At 46.0% G+C, this 23,214-nt stretch carries 15 protein-coding genes and 1 pseudogene; all 16 read right to left on the bottom strand.

The window, feature by feature from the left end; translation table 11 throughout:
• Positions 1 to 46: 46 nt before the first annotated feature.
• The 16 genes and pseudogenes from RCO25_RS14125 to RCO25_RS14050 all read right to left on the bottom strand — a co-directional run bounded on the left by RCO25_RS14125 (position 47) and on the right by RCO25_RS14050 (position 23,172).
• Entirely contained in the window at positions 47 to 826 is a 780-nt protein-coding gene (locus RCO25_RS14125) for an AraC family transcriptional regulator (protein WP_308996789.1), read from the bottom strand.
• A 25-nt stretch (positions 827 to 851) separates the two neighbouring features.
• A complete protein-coding gene (locus RCO25_RS14120; RefSeq protein ID WP_308996788.1) occupies positions 852 to 1,427 on the bottom strand; it encodes a LysE family translocator in 576 nt (191 codons plus the stop codon).
• A 427-nt stretch (positions 1,428 to 1,854) separates the two neighbouring features.
• A pseudogene (locus tag RCO25_RS14115) lies at positions 1,855 to 3,317 on the bottom strand (DHA2 family efflux MFS transporter permease subunit).
• A 203-nt stretch (positions 3,318 to 3,520) separates the two neighbouring features.
• Entirely contained in the window at positions 3,521 to 4,279 is a 759-nt protein-coding gene (locus RCO25_RS14110; RefSeq protein ID WP_308996787.1) for an SDR family oxidoreductase, read from the bottom strand.
• Between the two features lie 136 nt (positions 4,280 to 4,415).
• Positions 4,416 to 5,264, bottom strand: coding sequence for a family 1 glycosylhydrolase (locus tag RCO25_RS14105; protein WP_308996786.1), 849 nt, complete (start codon positions 5,262 to 5,264; stop codon positions 4,416 to 4,418).
• A 539-nt stretch (positions 5,265 to 5,803) separates the two neighbouring features.
• Positions 5,804 to 7,351 carry a glycoside hydrolase family 43 protein gene (locus RCO25_RS14100; protein WP_308996785.1) on the bottom strand — a complete coding sequence of 516 codons (1,548 nt, stop codon included), beginning with the start codon at positions 7,349 to 7,351 and terminating at the stop codon, positions 5,804 to 5,806.
• A 17-nt stretch (positions 7,352 to 7,368) separates the two neighbouring features.
• Positions 7,369 to 8,910: a GH35 family beta-galactosidase gene (locus RCO25_RS14095; protein ID WP_308996784.1), complete on the bottom strand. Its 1,542-nt coding sequence runs from the start codon at positions 8,908 to 8,910 to the stop codon at positions 7,369 to 7,371.
• 45 nt (positions 8,911 to 8,955) lie between these two features.
• Positions 8,956 to 10,758 carry a beta-glucuronidase gene (gene uidA / locus RCO25_RS14090; RefSeq protein ID WP_308996783.1) on the bottom strand — a complete coding sequence of 601 codons (1,803 nt, stop codon included), beginning with the start codon at positions 10,756 to 10,758 and terminating at the stop codon, positions 8,956 to 8,958.
• Positions 10,759 to 10,797: 39 nt separating this feature from the next.
• Positions 10,798 to 12,072: a glycoside hydrolase family 1 protein gene (locus tag RCO25_RS14085; RefSeq protein ID WP_308996782.1), complete on the bottom strand. Its 1,275-nt coding sequence runs from the start codon at positions 12,070 to 12,072 to the stop codon at positions 10,798 to 10,800.
• Between the two features lie 183 nt (positions 12,073 to 12,255).
• Entirely contained in the window at positions 12,256 to 12,897 is a 642-nt protein-coding gene (locus tag RCO25_RS14080; protein ID WP_308996781.1) for an SGNH/GDSL hydrolase family protein, read from the bottom strand.
• Between the two features lie 198 nt (positions 12,898 to 13,095).
• Positions 13,096 to 14,700, bottom strand: coding sequence for a response regulator transcription factor (locus RCO25_RS14075; RefSeq protein WP_308996780.1), 1,605 nt, complete (start codon positions 14,698 to 14,700; stop codon positions 13,096 to 13,098).
• On the bottom strand, positions 14,697 to 16,451 hold the full coding sequence (locus RCO25_RS14070) for a sensor histidine kinase (RefSeq protein WP_308996779.1): 1,755 nt from the start codon (positions 16,449 to 16,451) through the stop codon (positions 14,697 to 14,699). The genes RCO25_RS14075 and RCO25_RS14070 overlap by 4 nt, the downstream gene beginning before the upstream one ends.
• A gap of 106 nt (positions 16,452 to 16,557) precedes the next feature.
• Positions 16,558 to 17,445: a carbohydrate ABC transporter permease gene (locus tag RCO25_RS14065; protein ID WP_308996778.1), complete on the bottom strand. Its 888-nt coding sequence runs from the start codon at positions 17,443 to 17,445 to the stop codon at positions 16,558 to 16,560.
• Positions 17,446 to 17,454: 9 nt separating this feature from the next.
• Entirely contained in the window at positions 17,455 to 18,420 is a 966-nt protein-coding gene (locus tag RCO25_RS14060; protein WP_308996853.1) for an ABC transporter permease, read from the bottom strand.
• 202 nt (positions 18,421 to 18,622) lie between these two features.
• Entirely contained in the window at positions 18,623 to 20,179 is a 1,557-nt protein-coding gene (locus tag RCO25_RS14055) for an ABC transporter substrate-binding protein (protein WP_308996777.1), read from the bottom strand.
• Positions 20,180 to 20,319: 140 nt separating this feature from the next.
• Positions 20,320 to 23,172, bottom strand: coding sequence for an alpha-L-rhamnosidase (locus RCO25_RS14050; RefSeq protein WP_308996776.1), 2,853 nt, complete (start codon positions 23,170 to 23,172; stop codon positions 20,320 to 20,322).
• Between the last annotated feature and the right edge of the window lie 42 nt (positions 23,173 to 23,214).

The raw sequence follows: 23,214 nt of genomic DNA, 5'->3' as shown, positions 1-23,214 counted from the left end.
AGGCCGCCGATATAATCGGCGGCCTCTCTTCAGCTATTCAGTAGCTTCATACGCTCATATGTGATATATATTCAAAAGCTGTTGTTCCATATACGCTTTTAAAATGTTTATTTAGATGGGTTAAATCAACAAAACCACATTCAGCTACTGCTGAATAAATATCCCCATTCTTTTCGATTAACTGCTTTGCACGTTCTATCTTGCAGTTAAGAAAGTATTGGTATGGTGAATTTCCAATATGAGTCTTGAATAATCGGATAAACTGGAATTTCGATAAACCAAGCTCTTTACTAATCTCGTCAAGTTTAAGTGCTTTTTCTAAGTTGGAATTAAGTATATCCTTTGCTTTTCCAATTAGAGCGTTATCTTTCTTATCGTCAGTGGAAAGATTAGTTTGAATAAGGCTATCCGTTAGGGATAAGAGTAATTCGCTGCACAAAGCCTCATCTTTTTCACTTAATATTGCATGAGAAAGATTTATGATTTTTTGTTCAAGCCCATAATCATACACAATAGGGGTTGAAAAACGTACAATATCCTTTTTCTCAATAACCTCTAAAAGCAGTTGCGGCTCAATATATAGCATAATATAGTCAAGGCCTGTTTCATCATGCGCCATTCCGTCATGTGCCTGCTCTGGATTAAAAAGCATAACGCCGTTTGGATAGGATAATTGTAAACTGCCATCCAAATCATACTGTTGAATACCACGCAATGTTACACCTATCGCGTACTCCTGGTGTGAGTGCTTTTTATACGTAAAATCAGTCATACTTGCAGACAACGCAGTAATACCTGCGGATTTTTTATAGATAAACTTATTCATTCCATTCACCTCTTAAAAAGCTTACCTACTTCCATATCATGATTGCAGCATAAGCTAAAGATAAGGCCATCATTACATTAACAGTCTTTCTATACTTCTGTAAAAACTCCTTGAAGATTGTACCGAAAAGAACCCACGTTGTGAAAGCTGAAAATCCAATCAGAGTAATCGCTATAATACTTATCGTCACCGCAGGGATTGCGCTATAGTAAGGCATAATAAAACTTGGAATTACAGTCATTGTAAAGAGTATTACCTTTGGATTTAAAAACTGCATAAGGAAGCCTGACATTAAGGTAGCCGTTTGGTTTACAGCTCTGTTTGATGTATCCTTTTTGTGAATTCGATAAGCAAGATAGAACATATAGATGCTCCCGATTATCTGCATCACAATTAATATTTTCGGTATGATCGTTATAAGCATCGTATTCAACATAGCAGAAATAACAAGTAATAAAGCAAAACCAATCGTTGCTCCATACGTATATTTCATTGCCTTTTTTGCCCCAAAATTATGCACGGTGGACAATATAACGATATTAGTAGGTCCTGGTGTAAAGGTAGCAATCATACAGTAAATCAAAAAAGATGTAACATCCATGTGAAAACTCCTTTCAAGTTCTTCTCATATCCTACATCTTAAAATTAAATGCCTATAGTATATTATTGCAGATATAAAGCTTCTTCCGCCATGGATCTATGTGGCAAAAATATTGGGGCACAAAGACATGTCTGGATTTATCGTTAAAATGAAAAAAGCCGCAACAACGCGGCTTTTTATAGTTATATGTTCTTGTCACTCGACAATAGTTGCTGTAGTAACTTTTATGACAACTTCTACAGATTTCGGCTTTTCGAATATGGCTTCAAATCTACAATGCAATTTATTTGTCCGTATTTCAATAATTCCTTCCGGTCAAATCGTTTAGCTTAATAGTAAAATTCACCATACTATCTAAAATGTTTTCTCTATCTACAGTATATCTAATTTCATTACTGCAAAGCTCGTCAAACTGCTTGTGTAGCATTTATGATCCCTTACTCAATTGAACCTTCGCGGATAAAGACTGCTCCGTATTCTCTTTCTTCGGTGCATCGGTACGCTTAATGAAGAAACTAATAAGCAGTGCCAGTATGGCTAAGCATAGGCCAACAAAGAAAGCATCGTGCAGACCCATGACCATCGCTTGACGTACCTCGATCGGAGAAGTCGGATCCGGCGAGGTGGTCATGTATTCTTTCGTTCCTGATGACATAATACTGATGAACAATGCTACGCCAATCGCGCCTGCCACCTGCTGCAGTGTGTTCAAAATGGCGGTCCCATGAACGTAGAGATCTCGCGGCAGCTGATTCAAGCCTGTCGTTTGAGCTGGCATCATGACCAAAGACATTCCAAGCATCATGATGATGTGTATGGAAACGATGCGGCCCTGCGTCCAATCTGCTTCAATGCCCATAAACAGCCAAAGCGCGACGCACATGAGTAAGATTCCGGGAATGATCAATACCCTTGGACCGAATTTATCGAAAAGAATGCCAGACACCGGTGCCATGATTCCGTTAATAATGCCTCCGGGCATCAATGCTAATCCCGAAGCTAGAGCAGTTAAGAGCAGTACCTGTTGCATAAATAGCGGCAGCATAATCATCGTTGAGAAAAGCGACATCATCATGACCAGCATCAACACGGTGACGAGCGAAAACATCGGATACTTAAAAGCTCGAAGATCCATTATCGGAGCTTTCGAAACGAGTTGTTTCCACACAAAGCAAATTAGGCTGATGCTTCCGGTAATCAGACTCCACACGACGACCGGATCCGACCATGAACCACGCTCGCCTGCACTGCTGAAGCCGTATACAATTCCCCCAAAACCGATGCATGATAGAAGGATCGATAAAATATCAATCCGCGGTTTCGTGAGGGTCATTACGTTTTTCAAAAACACCCAGGCAAACGCTATTGAAAACATGGAGAGCGGAATGACCAGATAAAACAGCCAGCGCCAAGACAGATGTTCCACGATCAGTCCCGATAAAGTAGGGCCGATAACGGGTGCCGTCATGATGACAAGACCGATCATGCCCATTGCGCCGCCGCGTTTATCCGGAGGGAAGATGATCAAGATCACGTTCATCATCACCGGCATCATCAATCCAGTGCCTAATGCTTGAACGACGCGTCCAGCGAGCAGCACATCAAATATCGGTGCAATTGCGCTTATGACTGTGCCTGTTAAAAATAGCACCATTGCCCCAATAAACATTTGTCTTGTAGTAAACCATTGCTGCAATAGAGCCGTAACTGGCACGAGCATTCCTACGACAAGCATGTATGCTGTTGCCAGCCATTGTACCGTAGAATCAGAAATTCCTTCATCAGATCAGGAAATGCGATGTTGAGCAGCGTTTCGTTCAAGATCGCGACGAACGCTCCGATAATTAGCGCAGCGACGAGCGGCCCTCTCTTGATCTTGCTTAAGTCGATATCCGCAGCTTTGTTCTCCCCACTACCGAAGTTCAAACCAAACTCCTCCTTCTACTCTCTCTAAATAAATTACACTCCGGTTCCCACCATTTCGCTCATATCTATAATGAAAAAGCTCCCCGCACGAAGAAAGATAATCAACTTTCTACGAATAGGAGAGAGATCAAACGGGATCAGATTTATTCGATCTTAATGATTCAACTCTAATATGCCGTCCAGCCTGCATCAGCCGTAACTGTAGTGCCGTTAACGAAGCTCGAATCGTCCGAAGCCAAGAATAAAGCAACCTTCGCAATATCTTCCGGTTGGCCTAAACCGGGATTGATCGCCATTCCGATCGATGCGCGTTCCACTCCGAAAGGATTCGGTGCAGTTAGCGATGCAGCGATGTTTGTATTTACGGCGCCCGGCGCAATAGCATTACACCGGATGCCGAGCTTCGCATATTGAAAACCGACGTTCTTCGTAAAGCCAACAACGGCGTGCTTGGACGCGGTATAAGCCGCACCTGCGCGCGAACCGAATAGCCCTCCGGCGGAAGCGATATTCACGATGACCCCTTGCTTCTTCTCTGTGAAGATCGGAAGCACCTTACGGGTAGTGCGCATCGGTCCTGTCGTATTAACGGCGAATACTTTTTCCCAGAGCTCGTCCGTTATATCCCCTGCTGGAACGAAATTATCCATGATCCCTGCATTGTTAACCAATATATCAACCGTTCCGAACTTTTCTACTGCCGTGTCAATCAACTGCTGAACATCCTGTTCTATTGCGACATTAGTCGCGACCGCGATCGCACTTCCGCCTTTCGCCGTAATTCCTTCGACCACTTTGCGCGCATTATCGACATTGAGATCCGATACGATAACCTTAGCTCCTTCTTTGGCAAAGAGCTCGGCGATCGCTTTTCCCATGCCTGACGCCGCACCTGTAACAACTGCTACTTTTCCAGATAGCTTCATTTAACCAACCTCCGTATTTTTTGATAAGAAAATGGAATATTAAGTGTCTATTTCCGTCCCGTAACCCTTAGCATTCTGAGTGTATACGGCAAGGCACTACTAGCAAGAAACGCTGGACTTTGTCAGCCCAACGTCTCTAGAAATCGTCGTCCTTCAGATAATCCTTGAATTGCAGTAATTCCTCGTGCAAGGCATGCGCTGCATTCTCTTCGCCGCCAGGTATACTCTGAATGTCGTACAAGGACATGGTGATGCCGATTTGCGTTTGCGGACTGATCTGACGAATAATCGATCTTGCCTCTGTATGCGCCCGAAAGATAACTTCCAATCCCTTTTCCGTACGCGGACCCAAGAAGGAATGTACTTCTTGGGGCGGTACTCCAAAGGCTTTGCTTACTTCCAACATATACGTCTGCATACGAGCTGCCATATCCGTGTTGATGCCGACTTGGGCAGTGCCTCCGGATTGGTGGCGTTTCATAATCTTGGCAATGACAATTGAGATGTTCGCTTCATTGATCGTGCATACGTAAGGAATAAATTCACACAGTTCACGCATAACCTTGCCGCAATAACGGGCAAAACGTGCAGGCGTCTCCTTGGATTCCCAGCCCCCCGAGCGAATGACCCAGACCGGAGTCGTGAAATGATGTAGCGTCACGATTGGCGTAATGTTGTTGTCATGGCAGGCCTTCAGGACGTTTCGGTAGTGCTCGATAGCCGATTCTTCATAGACGCCTTCTTCAGGCTCAATTCTTGCCCATTCGATCGAGAATCGGTATGCATTCAGTCCCAATTCAGCCATCAAGGCGATATCCTCGCGGTAGAGACGGTAGTGGTCGACGGCATCACCCGAGCGTTCCTTAAACATAGATCCTTCCAAATTCTCCATAACCCAAAAATCAGAATGTATATTATTTCCTTCTACCTGATGGGCAGCCGTTGATGCTCCCCACAAGAAATCATTAGGAAATTGAAGCATCATTGTGGAATTCCCCCTGTAGTTCGGTTTTAAGTCCCTAATATCATTTTATCTATTGCCCTTCTTGCAAACTAACGTTTTGACGATTACTTGGATGTCACTTTCACGACTTATTAAAGGGGACACGCGTAAACCGCTGCATAAAAAACGACACCCGGGGCATTCTGAAGTGCATCCCTTAGAATGGACATTGCCCCCCTGGTTTTGTCCGATGAAATTCTAGGAGGTGCATATATTATGCCAGCTAAGAAAGGTCAGAAGTTTAAACATTAACCTGAGTCCTTATAAGTAGAGGCTGTTCGTTTGCATGTTGAGAAAAACACGACATGCTACTACAGGTTGGCGCCCAAATCAGCATATAGGCCTCTCCCAAAGAGGCCTATTCATTATGGAGTTTCGCCCATATCTTCACCCCAATAAATGACGATTTGGGGCTGCCTGCCCGTAAGGAACAGAAAAAAACGACCTCAAACACCTAAAATCAGGTGGCTATGGTCGTTTTCACAGCCTGAAGGCAGCATAATGTCGCTTCATTGACTGAGTTACTCGATTTGATATTCAAAATAATCAAAATATGCCGGTGTTTGGAGGGAACTTCCATTCCCTGCTGCATACATTCCAAGGTATACTCCCGTATAGCCGCCGGCAACCTCGGTCGAAAGGTAGAAACACTCCCCTCTGCCGATTTCGATTTCTTCTTGTCCAGGTAACGAGTATGAAAATAAATAATTGGTCTTGTTCGTACGAATAGATAAAATAATTTGATCGGATTCGATTTCATCTTCGCGTTCTGTCTTCCATAATGATCCTATACGCCGACGAAACATTACCCGTTGTTTTCCATTCGCGCTGGTTACGGCTATGTCGTAATGACTGTTTTCATTCATAAATGCCGTAAGACCTGCTTCTTCTCCTTGTTCCTTCGGGTTGAATTCCATCAACGTAGAAACGCGACAATTGATATCTTGCTGTCGCCGTCCAATAAACGCCTTATCCTCTATATCATCCAATCCGAATTCTGTTCCATGCAGCGCCAACCAGCCTGATCTTTCTTTCAACGAACAGATTCCTTCTATCGGGCTTCGAATGCTATTCCATTCAAAACTCAATGTCTCGGAATCGAAATCGTCCCGCTTCAGTTGGATCTGATTTTCCAGATTCCCCTGAAAAAACGCTGGTGCTTCCATTTCGAGATGGACGCGGCCCTGTTCACCGATAATCGGCCAGCCATCCTCCGTCCATTTTACAGGAGCCAAGAAGGTTTCCCTTCCTAATTGATGATAATAGGGATATCCGGAAGGCCGAATACCTAGAAATATCGCCCACCAAGTATCATCATGTGCTTGAATCAGTTCGGCATGTCCCGTTGCTTGAATGGGGGAATTGGTGTTCCTATGAGTAAGAATCGGATTATATGGACAGCTTTCGAAAGGTCCATACGGTTGTTCGCTTCGAGCAACTGTTACCATATGTCCATATTCCGTTCCGCCCTCTGCAATCAACAAGTAGTAAACATTACCGATCTTATAAAGGTGCGGCCCCTCGGGATAGCTGCCACCGCTTCCCTTCCAGATATGCCTTCGTTCTGAATTCAATTTACCAGTTTCCAGGTTAATCTCTGCTTGATAAATGCCTTCTTCAGGCTCATCGGGCCCAGCACTTGTGCCCGAAATATAGACCTTGCCATCATCATCAAACAAAAGCGACGGATCAATACCGCCCCATTCTAAATCTAAGGGTTCCGACCAAGGACCTTCCGGTTGTTCCGCCCATACAACATAATTACGATAATGTGCCATGTTAGTGGTAACCACATAAAACTTTCCATGATGATACCTGATAGTAGGCGCATAGATACCTGTTTTCCCTACATGTCTCTTTAAGAAAGCATGATTCGCAAATAAGGGCAACTGACTTTCTCTGTTTAAGCAATTACCGATCTGTTTCCAATTAACCAAGTCCTTGCTGTGAAAAATCGGGACCCCCGGGAAGTAACCAAACGAGCTAGTCACTAAATAATAATCTTCTCCTACCCTGCAAACACTCGGATCCGGATAAAATCCTTTTAATATGGGATTAGAATAAATCATTGATTTTCCGCCTCAGTTCATTCGTATTTATACATTTCCACACATATTGCGCCAGGATTGCTGCCAATTCCAAGCCGGTATGAAGCTTCATCTCCGTTCAGGACACGGCCTCGAATCCATTTATCGTGAACGAATGTACCTTCTTCAACTCGAATGTACCCTACCTTGCTCGATTCTCCGCTTTTGGGCAGGAACTCAATATTAAACCCGATTCCAGCCAAAATAAACTTATCCCTAGAGAGTTCGATAACCAATCCTCCGGATATCGGTTTTCCTTCCTGTCGGTGTGTATAGCTGATTTTCAAGTCATAATTCGAGAAGGACAGGATACAACCACGGTCTTGATCTTGCAGAAATCCCGTCATTTTTCCTGTTCCACGGTATTTTTGAATGATACCCATCATATTTCCAATAAGCTCATAACTGCGAGCAAGATAAGTACCTGTTCCTTTTATATTAAAACCAGAGCTGTCAATATTAAGAGCCATCAAAATACTGAGATCGACTCCTGCTCCCACATCCGCAGACGGATCTAGAAAGTCTTCAACCCCGAATGGAGCAAAGCATAAGGCGTCATGTTTTCCAATAGCATAAAAAACGTTGGTAGCAGATACAATGTCCCTTCTAGCTTCGGGAATAAACAGCGGATTGTCATTCCCAGCAGTATACTCCTCACAGATTTCTGCAAAATTGGACAAATAAATATCCAGTGCATAAAGACATATGGTCGGAGCTACTGCCTTCCACATCTTCATTACTTTGGCAATCGGCCCACCGCTAGGATATGAGCCTGGGTTCCATGGATGTTGCTCAAGCCAAGCATTAACGAACATCGGGATAGGGTAAACATCAGAACCGGCTTTTGCAATTCGCTCTACCGCCCGGGCATAATGATACGCCATGAAGTACTCAGGTGCTTCTCCAGCAAATGCTTCCTTCCAAGTGCCGCTTCTTTCATAAGCCGCTTTTACTTCAGATGGGATCGGAAGGTTGAACTCGCAATTCGCGATGTCTGAATAGTCACGATCACTGCCAAGGAATCCGACTTCGTTTTCCACTTGTACCATAATAACAGTGTGCTGGTCACCGTCAATCTTCTTTAGATGTGACATCAGTTGTCTGAAAGCACTCGCGTCTGCATTTACCGCTTTCTCACACAGTGGTGAAATGGTATCCGATGTCTCTTTGTTCCTATAAGAAGCTCTAAAATACGTTTTGTAGTCCTTCTTTACCCAGCTAGGAACATAAGTGGATTTTCCATTCTTCCATAATCCGAACCATAACAACACTAATCGAACGTTTTCTTCACGTGCTTGTTCAATGATTCCGTCAACGATATGAAAGTCAAACTCACCCTCTTTAGGCTCGAGCAGCTCCCAATAGACGGGTAGAATCACCGTATTCAGATGTAATCCTCTGAGGTTTGGCCATACTTTTTGTTTCATATAGTCTAAGTCAGAGGAACTGGAGTTATGAATTTCTCCTGCCAAAGCGATGTAGGGTTTACCATCGACATAAAGATTGAATACACCATTTTCTTTTATTAATTGCGGTAGCATGAACATTCACCTCAGTACAGTTTCAGTTACTCTAGAGTCCATTCATTATTCTGATTTATATCCGAAATCCGGGATCGTTTGCCATCTTCTGCGCAGTTCGTGGGCGGCAGCCTTCGGCTTGCGCTCGCGCGTAAAGATACCTTTCTTGTTACCCTGAACCCTAATAATCCCTTGACTCGTTTGGAAATCGGCAAAATTCCATACTTGCTCCCCAACAAAATGCTCGAATTCATCGAACACTTCGTGATTCGCACGGAGATACTCAACCTGATACTCTTCGGTAAACATGACGGGATCTACATCATGCAATCCGGCAATCGTATCTGCGCCGTATTCCGTCATCACGATTGGCTTGCCAGGGCAACGCTTGACCCAGCCGTTCAATTCTTGCCGCAGCAAAGCCTTGGCCGTGTCGAAGTCTCCGCCGAACGCGTACCAGCCATAATAACGGTTAAGACACAGAACGTCGACTAGTTCAGCCACTTTATCCTTATCCGGGGTGGCATTCATCATATTGACGATCGTTACGGGACGCTTTTGCGGATCAAGCTCCTTGGCTAATTCCACGAGCGGACGGAAGTATTCTTCTGCTCCGTCTTCCTCGGACGCCGGTTCGTTGGCGATGCACCACATGACTACGCTTGGATGATTCTTGTCGCGAGCGATAAGCTCTCGCACTACTTCCTTATGCGTTTCTTGGGTCTTCAACACTTCCCATGTGTTCCTCTTGGGTCCCTGCGTAGGAGCCACATTAAAGTTAAGATGCAACCCGACTGCTGGTGTCTCGTCTATAACCACGATTCCTTCTTTGTCCGCCAGTCGCATAACTTCTTCTGAATAAGGATAATGCGCCGTACGGAAGGAGTTGGCACCCATCCATTTCATTAATCGGAAATCCATGACGTTCGCGGCCTCATTCAGACCTCTGCCATTAAGCGGGGTATCCTCGTGTTTACCGAAGCCTTTAAAGTAGAACGGCTTGTTGTTAATCAGGAATTGACCGTCCTTGACTTCAACCGTCCTCACTCCAAAAGGCTGCTCATAGACGTCAATGACTTGTCCATCTTGCATGATTTCAAGCTTCAACTGGTACAAGTAGGCATTCAGCGGTTCCCATGTCTTCACGTTATCGATCGTGATCGTACCAGACTGCCCCTGCGTTTCTGCAACGATTGCGCCGGACTGATCAACGCAGGTCACTTTGACTTGTGCCTGACCCTCGATGGACGCTTCATAACGAACGGTCCCGATCGACGTATTCAGATCCGTTACGATACTTACATCCTTAACGTAGGCCGCCTTAGAGGTCGTATAGATCTTAACCGGTCTGTGAAGGCCTCCATAGTTGAAGAAGTCAAAGTAAGGATTGTTTTTGACGATCTTGCCCACTCCAGGCAGTTCCCTCTCGCTATAGCTTCCCATTGGCAACGTGGTTTCGTCTACGATGTTGTTTACCGCGACTGTTAGACGATTCTTGCCTGCTTGAAGGAAAGCATTGATCTCAGCTTCAAAGGGCGTGAATCCGCCGATATGTTCAACGACAAGCTTACCGTTCACATATACCTGTGCCTTGTGAGTGGCTGAACCAAATCGAATAACGATTCGTTCGGAGAACAATAGATTCGGTACTGTAAAGTCTCTTTCGTACCAGACCCAGCCTACATGGTTGCGAATGTCAGCGGTAACCCCGACATCGTTAAAGGAAGACGGAACGGACATGCTTATCGGATCTTTCAGGTAGTCGTTATACCATTCTTCTTGAAAACCATTTCCCGAATCGAGACTAAAATTCCAAATGCCGCTTAAATCGATGATGCTGCGAGTTTCCGTTACGATTGGATATAACATGCATATCTAGCTCCTTTGGTATGTTTCTGCGAGTTATGATTAATCAGCCAGCACATTCGTTGAGGCGATATTTCCATAATGATTGGCGCTTGGCTTCGGATGCCTTACCTGTGTCGCGCGGTCAACTGCAATAAGTCCAAAGCGCTTAGAAAATCCAAGCTGCCATTCGAAATTATCAAGCAATGACCAATGCATGTAGCCTTGCACCGGAATTCCATCGGCGATACATGCATGTATGCCTCTCAAGGCACGATCGATAAAGGCGATGCGCCGTTCGTCATTGTCCGTAGCCACTCCGTTCTCCGTGACGAAGATCGGCTTATCCAGATGCTTCGAGATGTATCGGATAACTGCCTCCAGTCCTTGCGGGTAGAACTCATTTCCCATTTGGGTCTTCTCGGCATCATCCGGTACCGGAAGCATGCCATCCGGTCCATATACCGAACGGGTATAGTTCTGCAAGCCGAAGAAATCGTCGTCCTTCAGATAATCCGTGAATTGCAGTAATTCCTCCTGCAACGCATGCGCTGCAATCTCTTCACCGCCGGGTATACTCTGAACGTCGTACAAGGACATGGTGATGCCGATTTGCGTATTCGGACTGATCTGCCTAATAATCGTTCTTGCTTCTGTATGCGCCCGAAAGATGACTTCCAACCCCTTCTCTGTACGCAGACCGAGGAAGGAGTGTACTTCTTCTGGCGGTACTCCAAAGGCTTTGCTTACTTCCTCCATATACGTCTGCATACGAGCTGCCATATCCGTGTTGATGCCGACTTGGGCAGTACCTCCGGCTTGGTGGCGCTTCATGACCTTGGTAATGCCAATTGAGATGTTCGCTTCATTGATCGTGCATACGTACGGAATATATTCACCAAGTTCGCTCATAACCTTATCGCAATAACGGGCGAAACGTGCAGGCATCTCCTCCGATTCCCAACCTCCCAAGCGAATGGCCCAGACCGGAGTCGTAAAATGATGAAGCGTCACGATGGGAGTAATGTTGTTGTCATTGCAGGCCTTCAGAACGTTCCGGTAATGCTCGATAGCCGATTCGTCATAGACTCCTTCTTCAGGTTCGATTCTTGCCCATTCGATCGAGAATCGGTATGCATTCAACCCTAGTTCAGCCATCAAGGCGATATCCTCGCGGTAAAGGCGGAAGTGGTCGACAGCATCACCCGAGCGTTCCTTAAACATAGATCCTTCCAAATTCTCCATAACCCAAAAATCAGAGTGTATATTATTGCCTTCTACTTGATGGGCAGCTGTTGATGCTCCCCACAAGAAACCATTAGGAAATTGAAGCGTCATTGTGGAATTCCCCCTGTAGTTCGGTATTAAGTGCCTATTATCATTTTAGCTACTGCCCTTCTAGCGAACTAACGTTTTGACGACTACATGACTGTCGCTTTCACGACTTATTAATCGCCACATATCCAAACCTCTGCATAAAAAAACGACTCCCCGGGCAGGCATTCCCCGAGTTGCCGTTTCTTATAGATACTTCTGAATTTCTTCCCTTACGACTTCGTACCCTTTGATCGTTAGGTGAAGACCATCATACGTGTATTCATCGTGAAGCAAGCCTTCCCCATCTATTAACTTTGGGTAAAGATCGATATAAGCGATCTGATCTTTTGATGCGATTTCACGGATTGCAACGTTTATTCGCTGAATATCGTGGTTGTTCCGCAATCCCGCCTGCGATGCGGGGTATGACTGATTAACAGGGTAGATCGATTGCAAATACAGCTTGGTTTCCGGCAGCTGTTGCTGAATGTTCGTAACGATTTCTTTAATACGTTCAACGATTGCAGGCGGTTTAATGTCAAAACCAAGATCATTCGTTCCAATTAACAAAAATACTTTCGCTGGCTCTAAATCATATACGATATCCTTCATGAGATTCAATACATCCTGCGTTTTGTCGCCTCCGATGCCGCGGTTGTACATCGCCTTGCCGCACTTTAACATCTCATGAATCGGGAAACCCTCCGTAATCGAATCGCCGATAAACAAGATACCGCCTTTTTCCACGCTCTTGTTCAATTCAACAAAATTGGCTAATCGCTGTGCCCGATGCCTCTGTTGGAGATGTATTAGAACTTGACTAACATTGTCCGGTAGTTGTTGCATAAGATCACTCCCTTCCCTTTGGCGACAGCTCTCGTCTATAACTAATCATAAGAAAGATAACTATGGACGACTAACGGTTTTACGACTAAATGAATGGAACTATACCGACTTTTAATAAAAATTAAAACCTGAACTTGTAATACATGCACAAAAGCCGGCCCCGTTCAGGGCCGGCTCTTGGTATCCATATTGGTTAATTCATGTCCTATCACTGTGTTGGGTTCTAAACTCAGTTGGGCCAATTCCAACATACTTTTTAAAAATTTTTGCGAAATGAGAAAAGTTTGTATACCCTACTGCGGAGGCTATAGAACTGATTGGAATATTCGTTTGGGACAATAACGACTTCGCATGATTAATTCGTTCCAGAAGAATATAGTCCGAAATAGAAGATCCCGTTTCCTTCTTGAATATTCTTGACAGGTAGTCGGGATTTAGGAAAACCTGTTCTGCCACCTGCTCCCGCGAAATGTCTTGATCCATGTTATGCGCAATATAGCGTTTAACAGTTTCAATGACGGTATCGGTCTCTTTTACCACATCAGCTTGCTTCATGGCCTTGCTCACGACATGATGAACCCACCCCATCATGTCGGTTACGGACCGCCCTGCCGTTTCGGACAACCGTCTTGATATTTCGTCACCGAACAGTTGATGGGCTTGAACCCCTTTAGCGTTCAGGAACGAGTAAAGCACTTGCATGAAGTCTTGATGAAATTGATGAAGAACCTCAGCATTCATCTCCTGCTTGCGAACAAGATCGCCAAGAACCTTATCAACTTCGCGCAGGACGGCTTCCTGTGTTCCCGTCTTTAACAAGGATGCGATGTTGCTTAGCGCTGGCAGAGTGACAGGTTGAATCGTCTGCCAGGAATTAGGGTCAGAATATACCTGATTGACGAAAGCCACATTGTTGGTATTATGCTGTCTTAAACGTAACACCATACTAGCCATTTCGTGCGCTAGGACGGCCTGGCCTACATAACAAGATAAATCACAGTAAAAATACTGATGGCACGAGTCGATGTAGCTGCTGCATGCCTCCACGAACGAGCTGTCATCCCCTTCGTGATCGCCGCTGACAGCCAGGACAACAAGCAGCATCCCTCGATCGAGCGCAAAACATATTCCATTGGAATGGCTGCCTTTGATGATTTCATCCGCGGAATTTTTGAGGGCATATTCCAGTATCTTCTCATCCCTGCGATTTAACGGTTTGTTCCAACGTTGAACGGCGATTAGAATCGGAACAAAGACAGCCCCTTCCGAAATCGGGATATGATGGCGCTCGACCTGCTCACGAACCGCGTCCGGTTGGCTTGGCGTCGACTGGTTGATCAGATCGAGCCAGAAACGCTCGATGATATAGGCATGATGCTTCGTCCACAGTTGATGGGAATGGGTATGCCGCGTTGTTTCGGTTTTGCGGTCGATGACGCATTGCGCTTCCCGAATCGCATGTTCCAAATCATCCGCAATAACGGGCTTGAGCAGATAATCGAGACTTCCTAATTTCAACGCTTCCTTGGCATATTTAAAGTCGGCATGGCTAGTCAGGAAGATGGTTACCGTATCGGGATACTGTTCCCTTACCCAAGCAACCAGATCCATCCCGCTGCCTTGCGGCATTTCAATATCGCAAAGCATGATATCGATGACTTCCTTCTCGAAAATGTCCATGGCTTGCCGCATGCTGTATGCCGTGAACAAATTCGTAATATCTAATTTCGCAAGATCCAGATCGGCTTTCACGCCTTCGATGGCATGAACTTCGTCGTCAACCAGCAGCATCTGATAGGTCATGTTGTTTCCTCCATCTCCGCGCGGGTAGGAAGGATTAATTCCACTACCGCGCCTCCTGTTTCTCCATGGTTAAAGAAGCGAATGGTCATTTGCTCACCGTATAACAGCCTTAAACGCCTTTGCACATTCCATATTCCCGTATGTTCGCCCAGCTCGTTCTGAACGCTTCGTCCAGCCTGCAGTTCAATTAGTACGTCGTTGTCGAATCCTTTACCCGTATCCTCGATTCGAATGATGATATGAGATCCGCTTTCTTCGTCGGCAAATCGGATGCGAACAGCTATGTGAATGGGTTTTTCCATTGTAACCGCATATTTGATCGAATTCTCGACGAATGACTGTATGGAAAGCGGAGGCACCGGGACATCCGATAAATAATCCGGGGAATCCACTTGCCAAGTTAATTGCCCAGGGAACCGCAGAATCTGAATGCTTAAATAATTTCGTGTATGTTCAAGCTCATCTTTAAGTTTCACGAATGACGTGTTGCTGCGGAACAGAAAGCGGAAATATTGAATCAAAGCCATCGTCATTTGCATAATCAGCTCGAAGTTTTTAACCTTGGCAAGATTATAAACGATATTTAAAGCATTTAAGAAGAAATGCGGGTTCACTTGCAGTTGAAGCCGCTGCAGCTCTTCTCTCTGCTTGTTGAGCTGCTCTTCGTATACGTTAACGCGCAGCGTCTCGATCTCCGTCATCATCGCATTAAATGATTCACCTAATAGCCTGAACTCTTCCGAAGTCTGATGCAAGTCCACGCGTTTGCTCCAATCGCCGCTGCGGACTTTCTTCATGGCCAGCAATATCCGGGTTAATGGCATCAAGATCGACTGTCTCATAGCGTATAAGCCGATTGGAACAAATAGCAAAGTGACCGCCGTAATCAGCCATATTATCCATTGTAGATACGGAAGCTTGGCCAATATCTGCTGATCAGGAATGAGCGCAATCAAACTAAAATCCCCCCTCAGGGAAGGAGTACCTACCACCAGATACTTTTCCTTGGAACCCGAGAGGTAATAGTCTTTCTGCTGCTGCAGTTCGATCCCCTGAAGTTTTTTCTTATCTATACCCGTAATGGGATCGCCTTTCGAATTTGCGAGCAGCACGGCGCCGTCGACGCCAATCTGAAGGGAATCGAGCGGTTTTAACAACTGGTCGGTTTTCACAACAGCGCCCATAAATACGTTACCTGACTGGATAATGTCAATTAGATAGTCGTCTTGTCCGATATGATGGTGCTGCCACCTCTTCACAGCCGTTCCTTTAGCAATTCGGCCGTCTTGCATCAACGCTACGACATGACTCTCGACTCGATCAATCTCCTCATATGGAATATTTCCTTGCGATACAACCATAAAATCCTTGCGATCAGCTTGGTATACGAAATAAGAATTAATCGAATCGTAAAGCGCGATCTCCTTTGTTAGCTTATTAAACAAATAGACCTTCGCGCTGAAGTATTCCGTATCCGTCTTGGCTTGGCCAAGAGACACCAAGTCGGAGCTTGTGCTGCCGCCGATCGTATTCATATAAGCATCGGCATCGTTCAAACCGGTGTCGATCTGCTTCATGTAGAGCGTAAGCATCTTATTATACGAATCGGCGACTTGACCGCGAACAACATGAATGGCATAAAAATTATTGTACAAAAGCATTCCAACGAGCGGAATCGTCATGAGCAGCACACTTAGGATCAGCTTCCGCCTCAAGGAACCTCGCCTTTGTCCCCAATTACGAATATTCAATGCATCTGCTCCTTTGAATGGATTTACCGTTCCATCATACAAGCAAATAAGGTCAAAACGCCACAACCTCGATATGAAAGTTGTGGCGCAATTACGCTAATATAAATTAACCCTTTACTGCGCCGACCATAATCCCCTTAATAAAATACTTTTGGAAGAACGGGTACGCGATCAGAATCGGCAGCGCACCCATGACCGCCATTGCCATCTTGACCGAATCGGTCGGCATGATCGCCATCGCTTCGCCTTGGCCCGCCTGCATGTTGGTTGTAATAAACTGGATGTCCTGCATAATGCGGTTCAGCAAATTCTGAATGCTGAAAAATTCAGGTTTTGTAATATAGACCATGCCGTTCTGCCAATCATTCCAGTACATGATGGACGTGAACATTCCCATCGTCGCCACAACGGGTGTCGAGAGCGGAAGCACCACCGACCAGAGGATCCGGTACTCGCTTGCCCCATCCAACTGCGCGGACTCAATCAAGGGCGACGGGACTGTCGTTTGGAAGAAAGTCCGCATCATCATCATGTAATATCCGTTTGTCAGCAACCCCGGAACAATCAGCGCCCAGATCGTGTTCTTAATCTCAAAGAGCTGCGTGTACACGAGGTACATAGGCACAAGCCCGCCATTGAACAGCATGGTGAAAAATACAAGGAACATGATCAAGTTCCGATACGGTGTCTCTCTTCTCGAGAGCGGGTAGGCAATAAGCGTTGTAATCGCTACCCCGACGGCTGTTCCGAACACCGTTACAAATACCGAGACGCCGTACGCTCTTACGATATCCGCGCCTCTAGCAAATAAATAATCGTATGCTGCCGTGCTGAACACTTGCGGGATGAACGAATAACCGTGAGCCACGATCGCGTTCTGATCCGTAAATGATGCCGAAATCAGCAGTATGAGCGGTATAATACAAATTGCGGCGAACAGGAAAATAACGATATGGCTTATTAGGGTTATGGATTTGCTTTCCGTTTTCAACATGACGCCCCCTTAGAATAATGCGTTGTCTTTACTATAGCGACGTACCGAATAGTTAGCCAGTACGACGAGAATGAATCCGACGATGGACTGATAAACACCTGCCGCGGTTGACATCCCCAGGTCGCCTCCGCCAGAGAGCCCTCTGAAGACGTACGTATCGATCGTCGCCGTCGTCTCGAACAATGCTCCGGCGTTCATCGGCACCTGATAGAACAATCCGAAGTCAGAGTAGAAGATCCGTCCTACACTTAGCAGCGTCATCAAGATGATGATCGGCATTATCGACGGCAGCGTGATGTGGGTAATCTGCTTCCGGCGGCTCGCGCCGTCCAGCCTTGCCGCTTCGTAGTACTCTTCGTCGATGCCAAGCAGCGCTGCGAAGAATACGATGCTGGAATAGCCGATACTCTTCCAAAAATGGACTAAGGTCAAGATGACGGGCCAGTGTTTTGCCTCACTGTACCAAGATATGCCTTCTTCTATGCCTAGCCAAGGAAGCACCGTTCGATTGAGAAAGCCTACCTCTCCGCTCAGCAACGCGTATACAAGATAGCTTACAATGACCATGGAGATGAGATGCGGCAAGGTAATAAGGCTCTGGTAGGTCTTAAGCAACACTTTATTCTTGATCTCATTCAGCAAGATTGCACAACCGAGAGCTAACACGGTCCCGAGGATGATGAACACAAGGTTGTAGAGAATCGTGTTGCGCGTGATGATGTACGCATCCGACGTTTTGAACAGATATTCAAAGTTGTCAAACCCGACCCAATCGCTCTGTAGGATACCTTTGGCGAAGTTGATATCCTTGAAGGCGATAACGATTCCCAGCATGGGGAGAAAGTTATTGAAGAGCAAATAGAGAAGACCTGGGATCATCATAATTAACAATGGCAAATGTTTTTTCTGAACGGTCTTCTTTTTCTTCTTGTTCGGCTCCGCTTGCACGGCCGCCGCTGCTGCGGCTTGTTCCATTTTCAAGTCCCTTCCTTCTTATGTCTAATGATGTCTTCATTAACCTAATCATAAGGGATTGGTATTGGTGCAACTAACGGTATGCCGACTTCTTCAATGACGGTTTCACGACTTTAGCGGCGGTTTGAAGTATCATTTACGATATTCATATAAATAGAAAAAACCGGATCTCTGATACTAGAGATCCGGCGCATATCGTTTATTATTGGTTTGCAGTTACCCATGCATCCAGTTGCTTTTGCTTCTCAGCCATAACTTTATCAAGACCAGCAGCCTTCAACTTATCGTTGAACTCTTTGAGCTTATCGGCAGGATCAACCGTTCCCGACTCAAGCACTTTACGATATTGTTCAACTACGTTATTCAAAGCCGTTATTTCGTTCTTGACCGGGTCCTGGTTGAAAGCAAATCCAAGCGCTTTCGATTTAATAGCGTTTGCATTAAATTCCTTCACTTGTTCCCAATAGTCCGGCGCTTGCGAGCTATTAACATAGGTAATAAGCGGGTTGCCGAGGAGCCAGGCTTGCATGTTATACCCTACGTTTGACGAAGTAACCCCTTCTGGATAATCGATCTGCGTATCCGACACTTTAACGTAGTGTTTGCCTTCGATTCCCCATACCAGAAGGTTCGCAAGTTTGCTGTTCGTATACATCAGATTAAGCATCATCATCGCACGCTCAGGGTTCTCGGAATGCTGAGCGATCGAATACAATCCATTAAGAAGATCGTTGGTCGTCGAATAGGCATTAGGCATCAGGTTGACTACAACCATTTCTGTCCCTGTTTGTCGGCTAGTCAGTGCTTCTGTTCCCGGCTCGCTCTTCATCATAAAAGAGAATGCCTTTCCAGCTTTAATTAAATCTAACGGATTCGTCTGTGTCGTAGCCGCATCCTTGTTAATATAACCAGCTTTATACCATTTATGTGTCATATTCAACAGTTCTGCATACTCCGCGGATTCGTAATAGTTCTCGATCTTATATCCATTATCATATCCCGGCAGTACTCCATAGCGGTCTAAAAGACGGTCGTATGAACGGTAGTATTCCAGCGGCGACGATAGACCGCTCGCGAGCGGCGCTATGTTAGGCTCGTTATCCTTGATCGTCTGGAACACGCTGTCCAGGTCTTGCAAAGACTTGATGGATGTAATATCAATATTGTACTTCTCGACTAAGTCTTTTCTCATCGCGATCCCAGATGCCGACGCATAAACACCGGTGACAGGTACGCTGTATATTTTCCCATCGATTTCGGCAGCCTTCATATTGTCTTCGCCAACCGCCTCAACAATTCCCTGCCCGTATTTCGCAAGCAGCTCGTCAAGTTCCTTGATTGTCCCTTGTGCCGCTGCGTAAGAATAACCTTGGCCAAAAGTAAAGTATAAATCCAACTTTTCTCCGCCGGAGTTCATAAGATTCAATTGCTGACCCCAAGCGCCGATGCTTATCGGAAGCAGCGTAACCGTTGTGTTGATTTCCGCTTGCGTAATTTTGTTGACCTCCGCTTGAACCTCCGCAATATCTGCTGGAACAGCCCCGAATATAGGAAGCGCAAGTGTCAGATCGTATGGATCTTTAATGGCCTCATTCGAACCTTCTGCTGTTTGACCCGCATCGTTTGTCGGGCTGCCCCCGTTGCCTACATTGCTGCTGTTGCTTTCATTATTGCCATTGTTTGACGAACAAGCAGCTAGTATAACCGTAACGAGAGCCGTGACTAGCAAAATCTTGAATGCTTTGAATTTCCGATTCATTTTCTTCCCCCCGTATATTTGGTTATCTTGGTTTGCTCTCTTAGTATAGCTTTAGGCTTGAAACCTCAACTAACACTTTGACGACTTTTTAGATAACGCTTTCACGACCAATTTCCGTCTATTTTTCATTAATATTAACCTCATCCAACGGGTAAAGAATTCAATCGCTCATCCAACTGATCAAGAACCGCCGTATCCATCTGGAAGTGTCCCGACAAACTCCGAAGCGATGCATCTCCAATGGCAGTGAGGAACTCATCCGGATTATGCTCCATACGACGTGGAAGCACCTTCTTCATCAGCTCCATCACCGATTCGTTTCGAAGAACCGCATCATTGCACATAAGTTCAGCCAAAGGGGTCTTTGAGCTGTAACGTTTGAAATAGTCTTTGGTCGGTGCATATTGAATCTCATAGACCCCGCTGGTCAGCTCTAAGTGCGACTTGTCTCCCATCTGTATACCCGTTATGACGCTCTTACCGAACGCTTGGCCGTTAATCCTGATTGTTTCGATGTCCGAATCGGGAAGTTTGACGGAGGCCGTGGCGCCAAACGGAATGACGAATCGGTAGGAAAGATGACCTTCACCGCTAATGTTCCATTCACTCTCATATAGTCCTACGGCAGATTGGATTTGGGCTTTGGCCCACTTCAACCTCAGATCGGGTTGAGGCGACAATAAGACTCGGCGGAAACCTGGTGCATCTTCGGTCGGATTGATGCCGGCAATAGAGCGGTACATCCATTCTGCAATCGAGCCGTACGCATAATGATTGAGTGAGTTCATGCCCATAGAATTGATTTTACCGTCTGGCAGGATTGAATTCCAACGTTCCCAAATCGTCGTGGCTCCCAGCTTCACAGCATATAGCCAGCTTGGGTAATCATCGTTAAGCAGCAGTGTATAAGCAAGATCGCTGAAGCCATTCTCCGACAAGACACGGCTTAGGTAAGGCGTGCCGACGAAGCCGGTCTTCAGATGCTTACGATCCATATGAAGCCGATTTCGCAATCCTTCAACTACCCTTGTTCGGAAAGCATCCGGAAAGAGATCCATATATAGCGCGATGGTAAAAGCGGTTTGCGTATTAATGGTCAAGCGGCCGTTCTTCGAGAAAAATTCGTCTTCAATTTCCGCTTTTACTTCATCCGAAATACGTTCATAGTACTCCACGAGCTCGGATTTCCCGAGTATTTGTGCCGCCTTCGCCACTAATAGGGAGGAATGCCGGTAGAAGGCGGAAGCGATAAAGTCGATGTCGGTACCACCCATCGAGGAACTCGGATCGCTTCCATCAAGGGCAAGCCAATCTCCGAAATGGAACCCCGTCGTCCACAATCTCCGGCTTCCGGATTGCTCATCGGACCGGATAATAAAATCGACCCAGCCTTTCATGCTATCGAATTGCTGTTCCAAGATGGACTTGTCCCCGTAGTGGAGATACACGTTCCATGGAATAATGGTAGCCGCATCGGCCCATGCGCTGGAACCGCCTGTATTTACATTGACGGCAGGAACGACACTCGGAACCCATCCGCCGCGATCTTCCTGCTCCTTGCCCATATCATACCCGTATTTCCTGTAGAAGGCATAGGAGTCCATATTGAAGCATGCCGTTCCGGAGAACACTTGCGCATCCCCCGTCCATCCCATCTTTTCATCTCGCTGATTACAATCTGTTGGAAGATCAAGAAAATTACCTCTCTGACCCCATAGCGCATTTTGGAACAGTCGGTTTACCAGCGGGTCGCTCGTTTCTATAGTCCCGATTTCTTCGAGATCCGAATAGATGACGCAGCCGGTAAAATCGTCGATACTCAGCTCGCCTGGCCAACCTTCGACTTTCACATATCTGAATCCATAGAACGTAAAGTAGGGACGTACAACCGCTTCTTGTCCGTCAGCTATATATTGAAATTCCGCTTTGGCCGTACGCAAGTTCTCGCGATAGAAGTTGCCGTCTTGCAGCACTTCGCCATGCTGCAGCCGGATAACAGTGCCTTTAGGTGCATCGGTCCGGAAACGAAGCCAACCGACCATGTTCTGTCCCATATCAAGCACGGTTTCTCCTGCCGGGGTATGGATGACCTCGATTGGCTTGCGCTCTTTTTTAATAACGACCGGCAAGCTGAGGCGCGCTTTCAGCCGCTCATATCCGAGATCCCCTTCCCGTACTGCGAAAGTTTCCGAAGACTCGAAGGTCGCGTCGTACACTTCCCCGTCGTACAGATTGCCGCTCATTACTTTACTCTTGGTTGCCGTCCATGAACAGTCTGAACAAATAACAGCCGTTGAACCATCGATATAGGTTACTACGATATCACATAACAGAGCAAATTCTGAGCCGTATAACTCGGCCGCATGTCCATCAAAACCAAACCTTCCCTTATACAGCCCATTTCCAAGACTTATCGATACCTGATTCTCACCATTGCGCAGCATTTCCGTCACGTCATAGGTTTGATATTGCAGCCACTTCTGGTAAGCATTAAAGTGAGGGGCAAAATACTCTTCGCCGGCTTTCGACCCATTAACTTGCATTTCGTAAAGACCAAGCCCGCAGACATATGCACGAGCAGAAGCAACCTCTCCGGTTATCTCGAATGTACGTCCGAGTAAAGGGTGCGTATCCTTATCCAACTCGGGAACGATCCATACTCCGTTCCAAGGCTCGTCTAGTTTGGCCGTCTCGAACCAGGCAGCGTCGCTGACAGCATGATCGTCGTTGTCCGCCCAGACCTCCACGCGCCAATAGTAGCGTGTTCTTGGCTGCAATTCGGTCGGGAGCTTGAAGGCAAGACTATCGATATCCTCACGTTTGCCGCTATCATAGATGACGTTAGAGAATGCTTCATCCAAGGCTACTTCGTACCTCGCGGCAGTTTGTTTCTTGGCCATAGTATCCGTGACGACATAGGAGAACCGCGGCTTATCGAGCGTGAAGCCTAGCGGGTTCGTCATACGATTTGTTTTGAGCCGAATAATTTTCATTGCAGTCTTCCTCTCCGTATGCAAGACGGCCGCCCTGATATG

It is taken from the genome of Paenibacillus sp. LHD-38 (genome assembly GCF_031157315.1).
Lineage (GTDB): Bacteria > Bacillota > Bacilli > Paenibacillales > Paenibacillaceae > Pristimantibacillus.
Note: the sequence above shows the minus strand (reverse complement) of the source record. Positions and strands in the feature narration are given on the sequence as shown.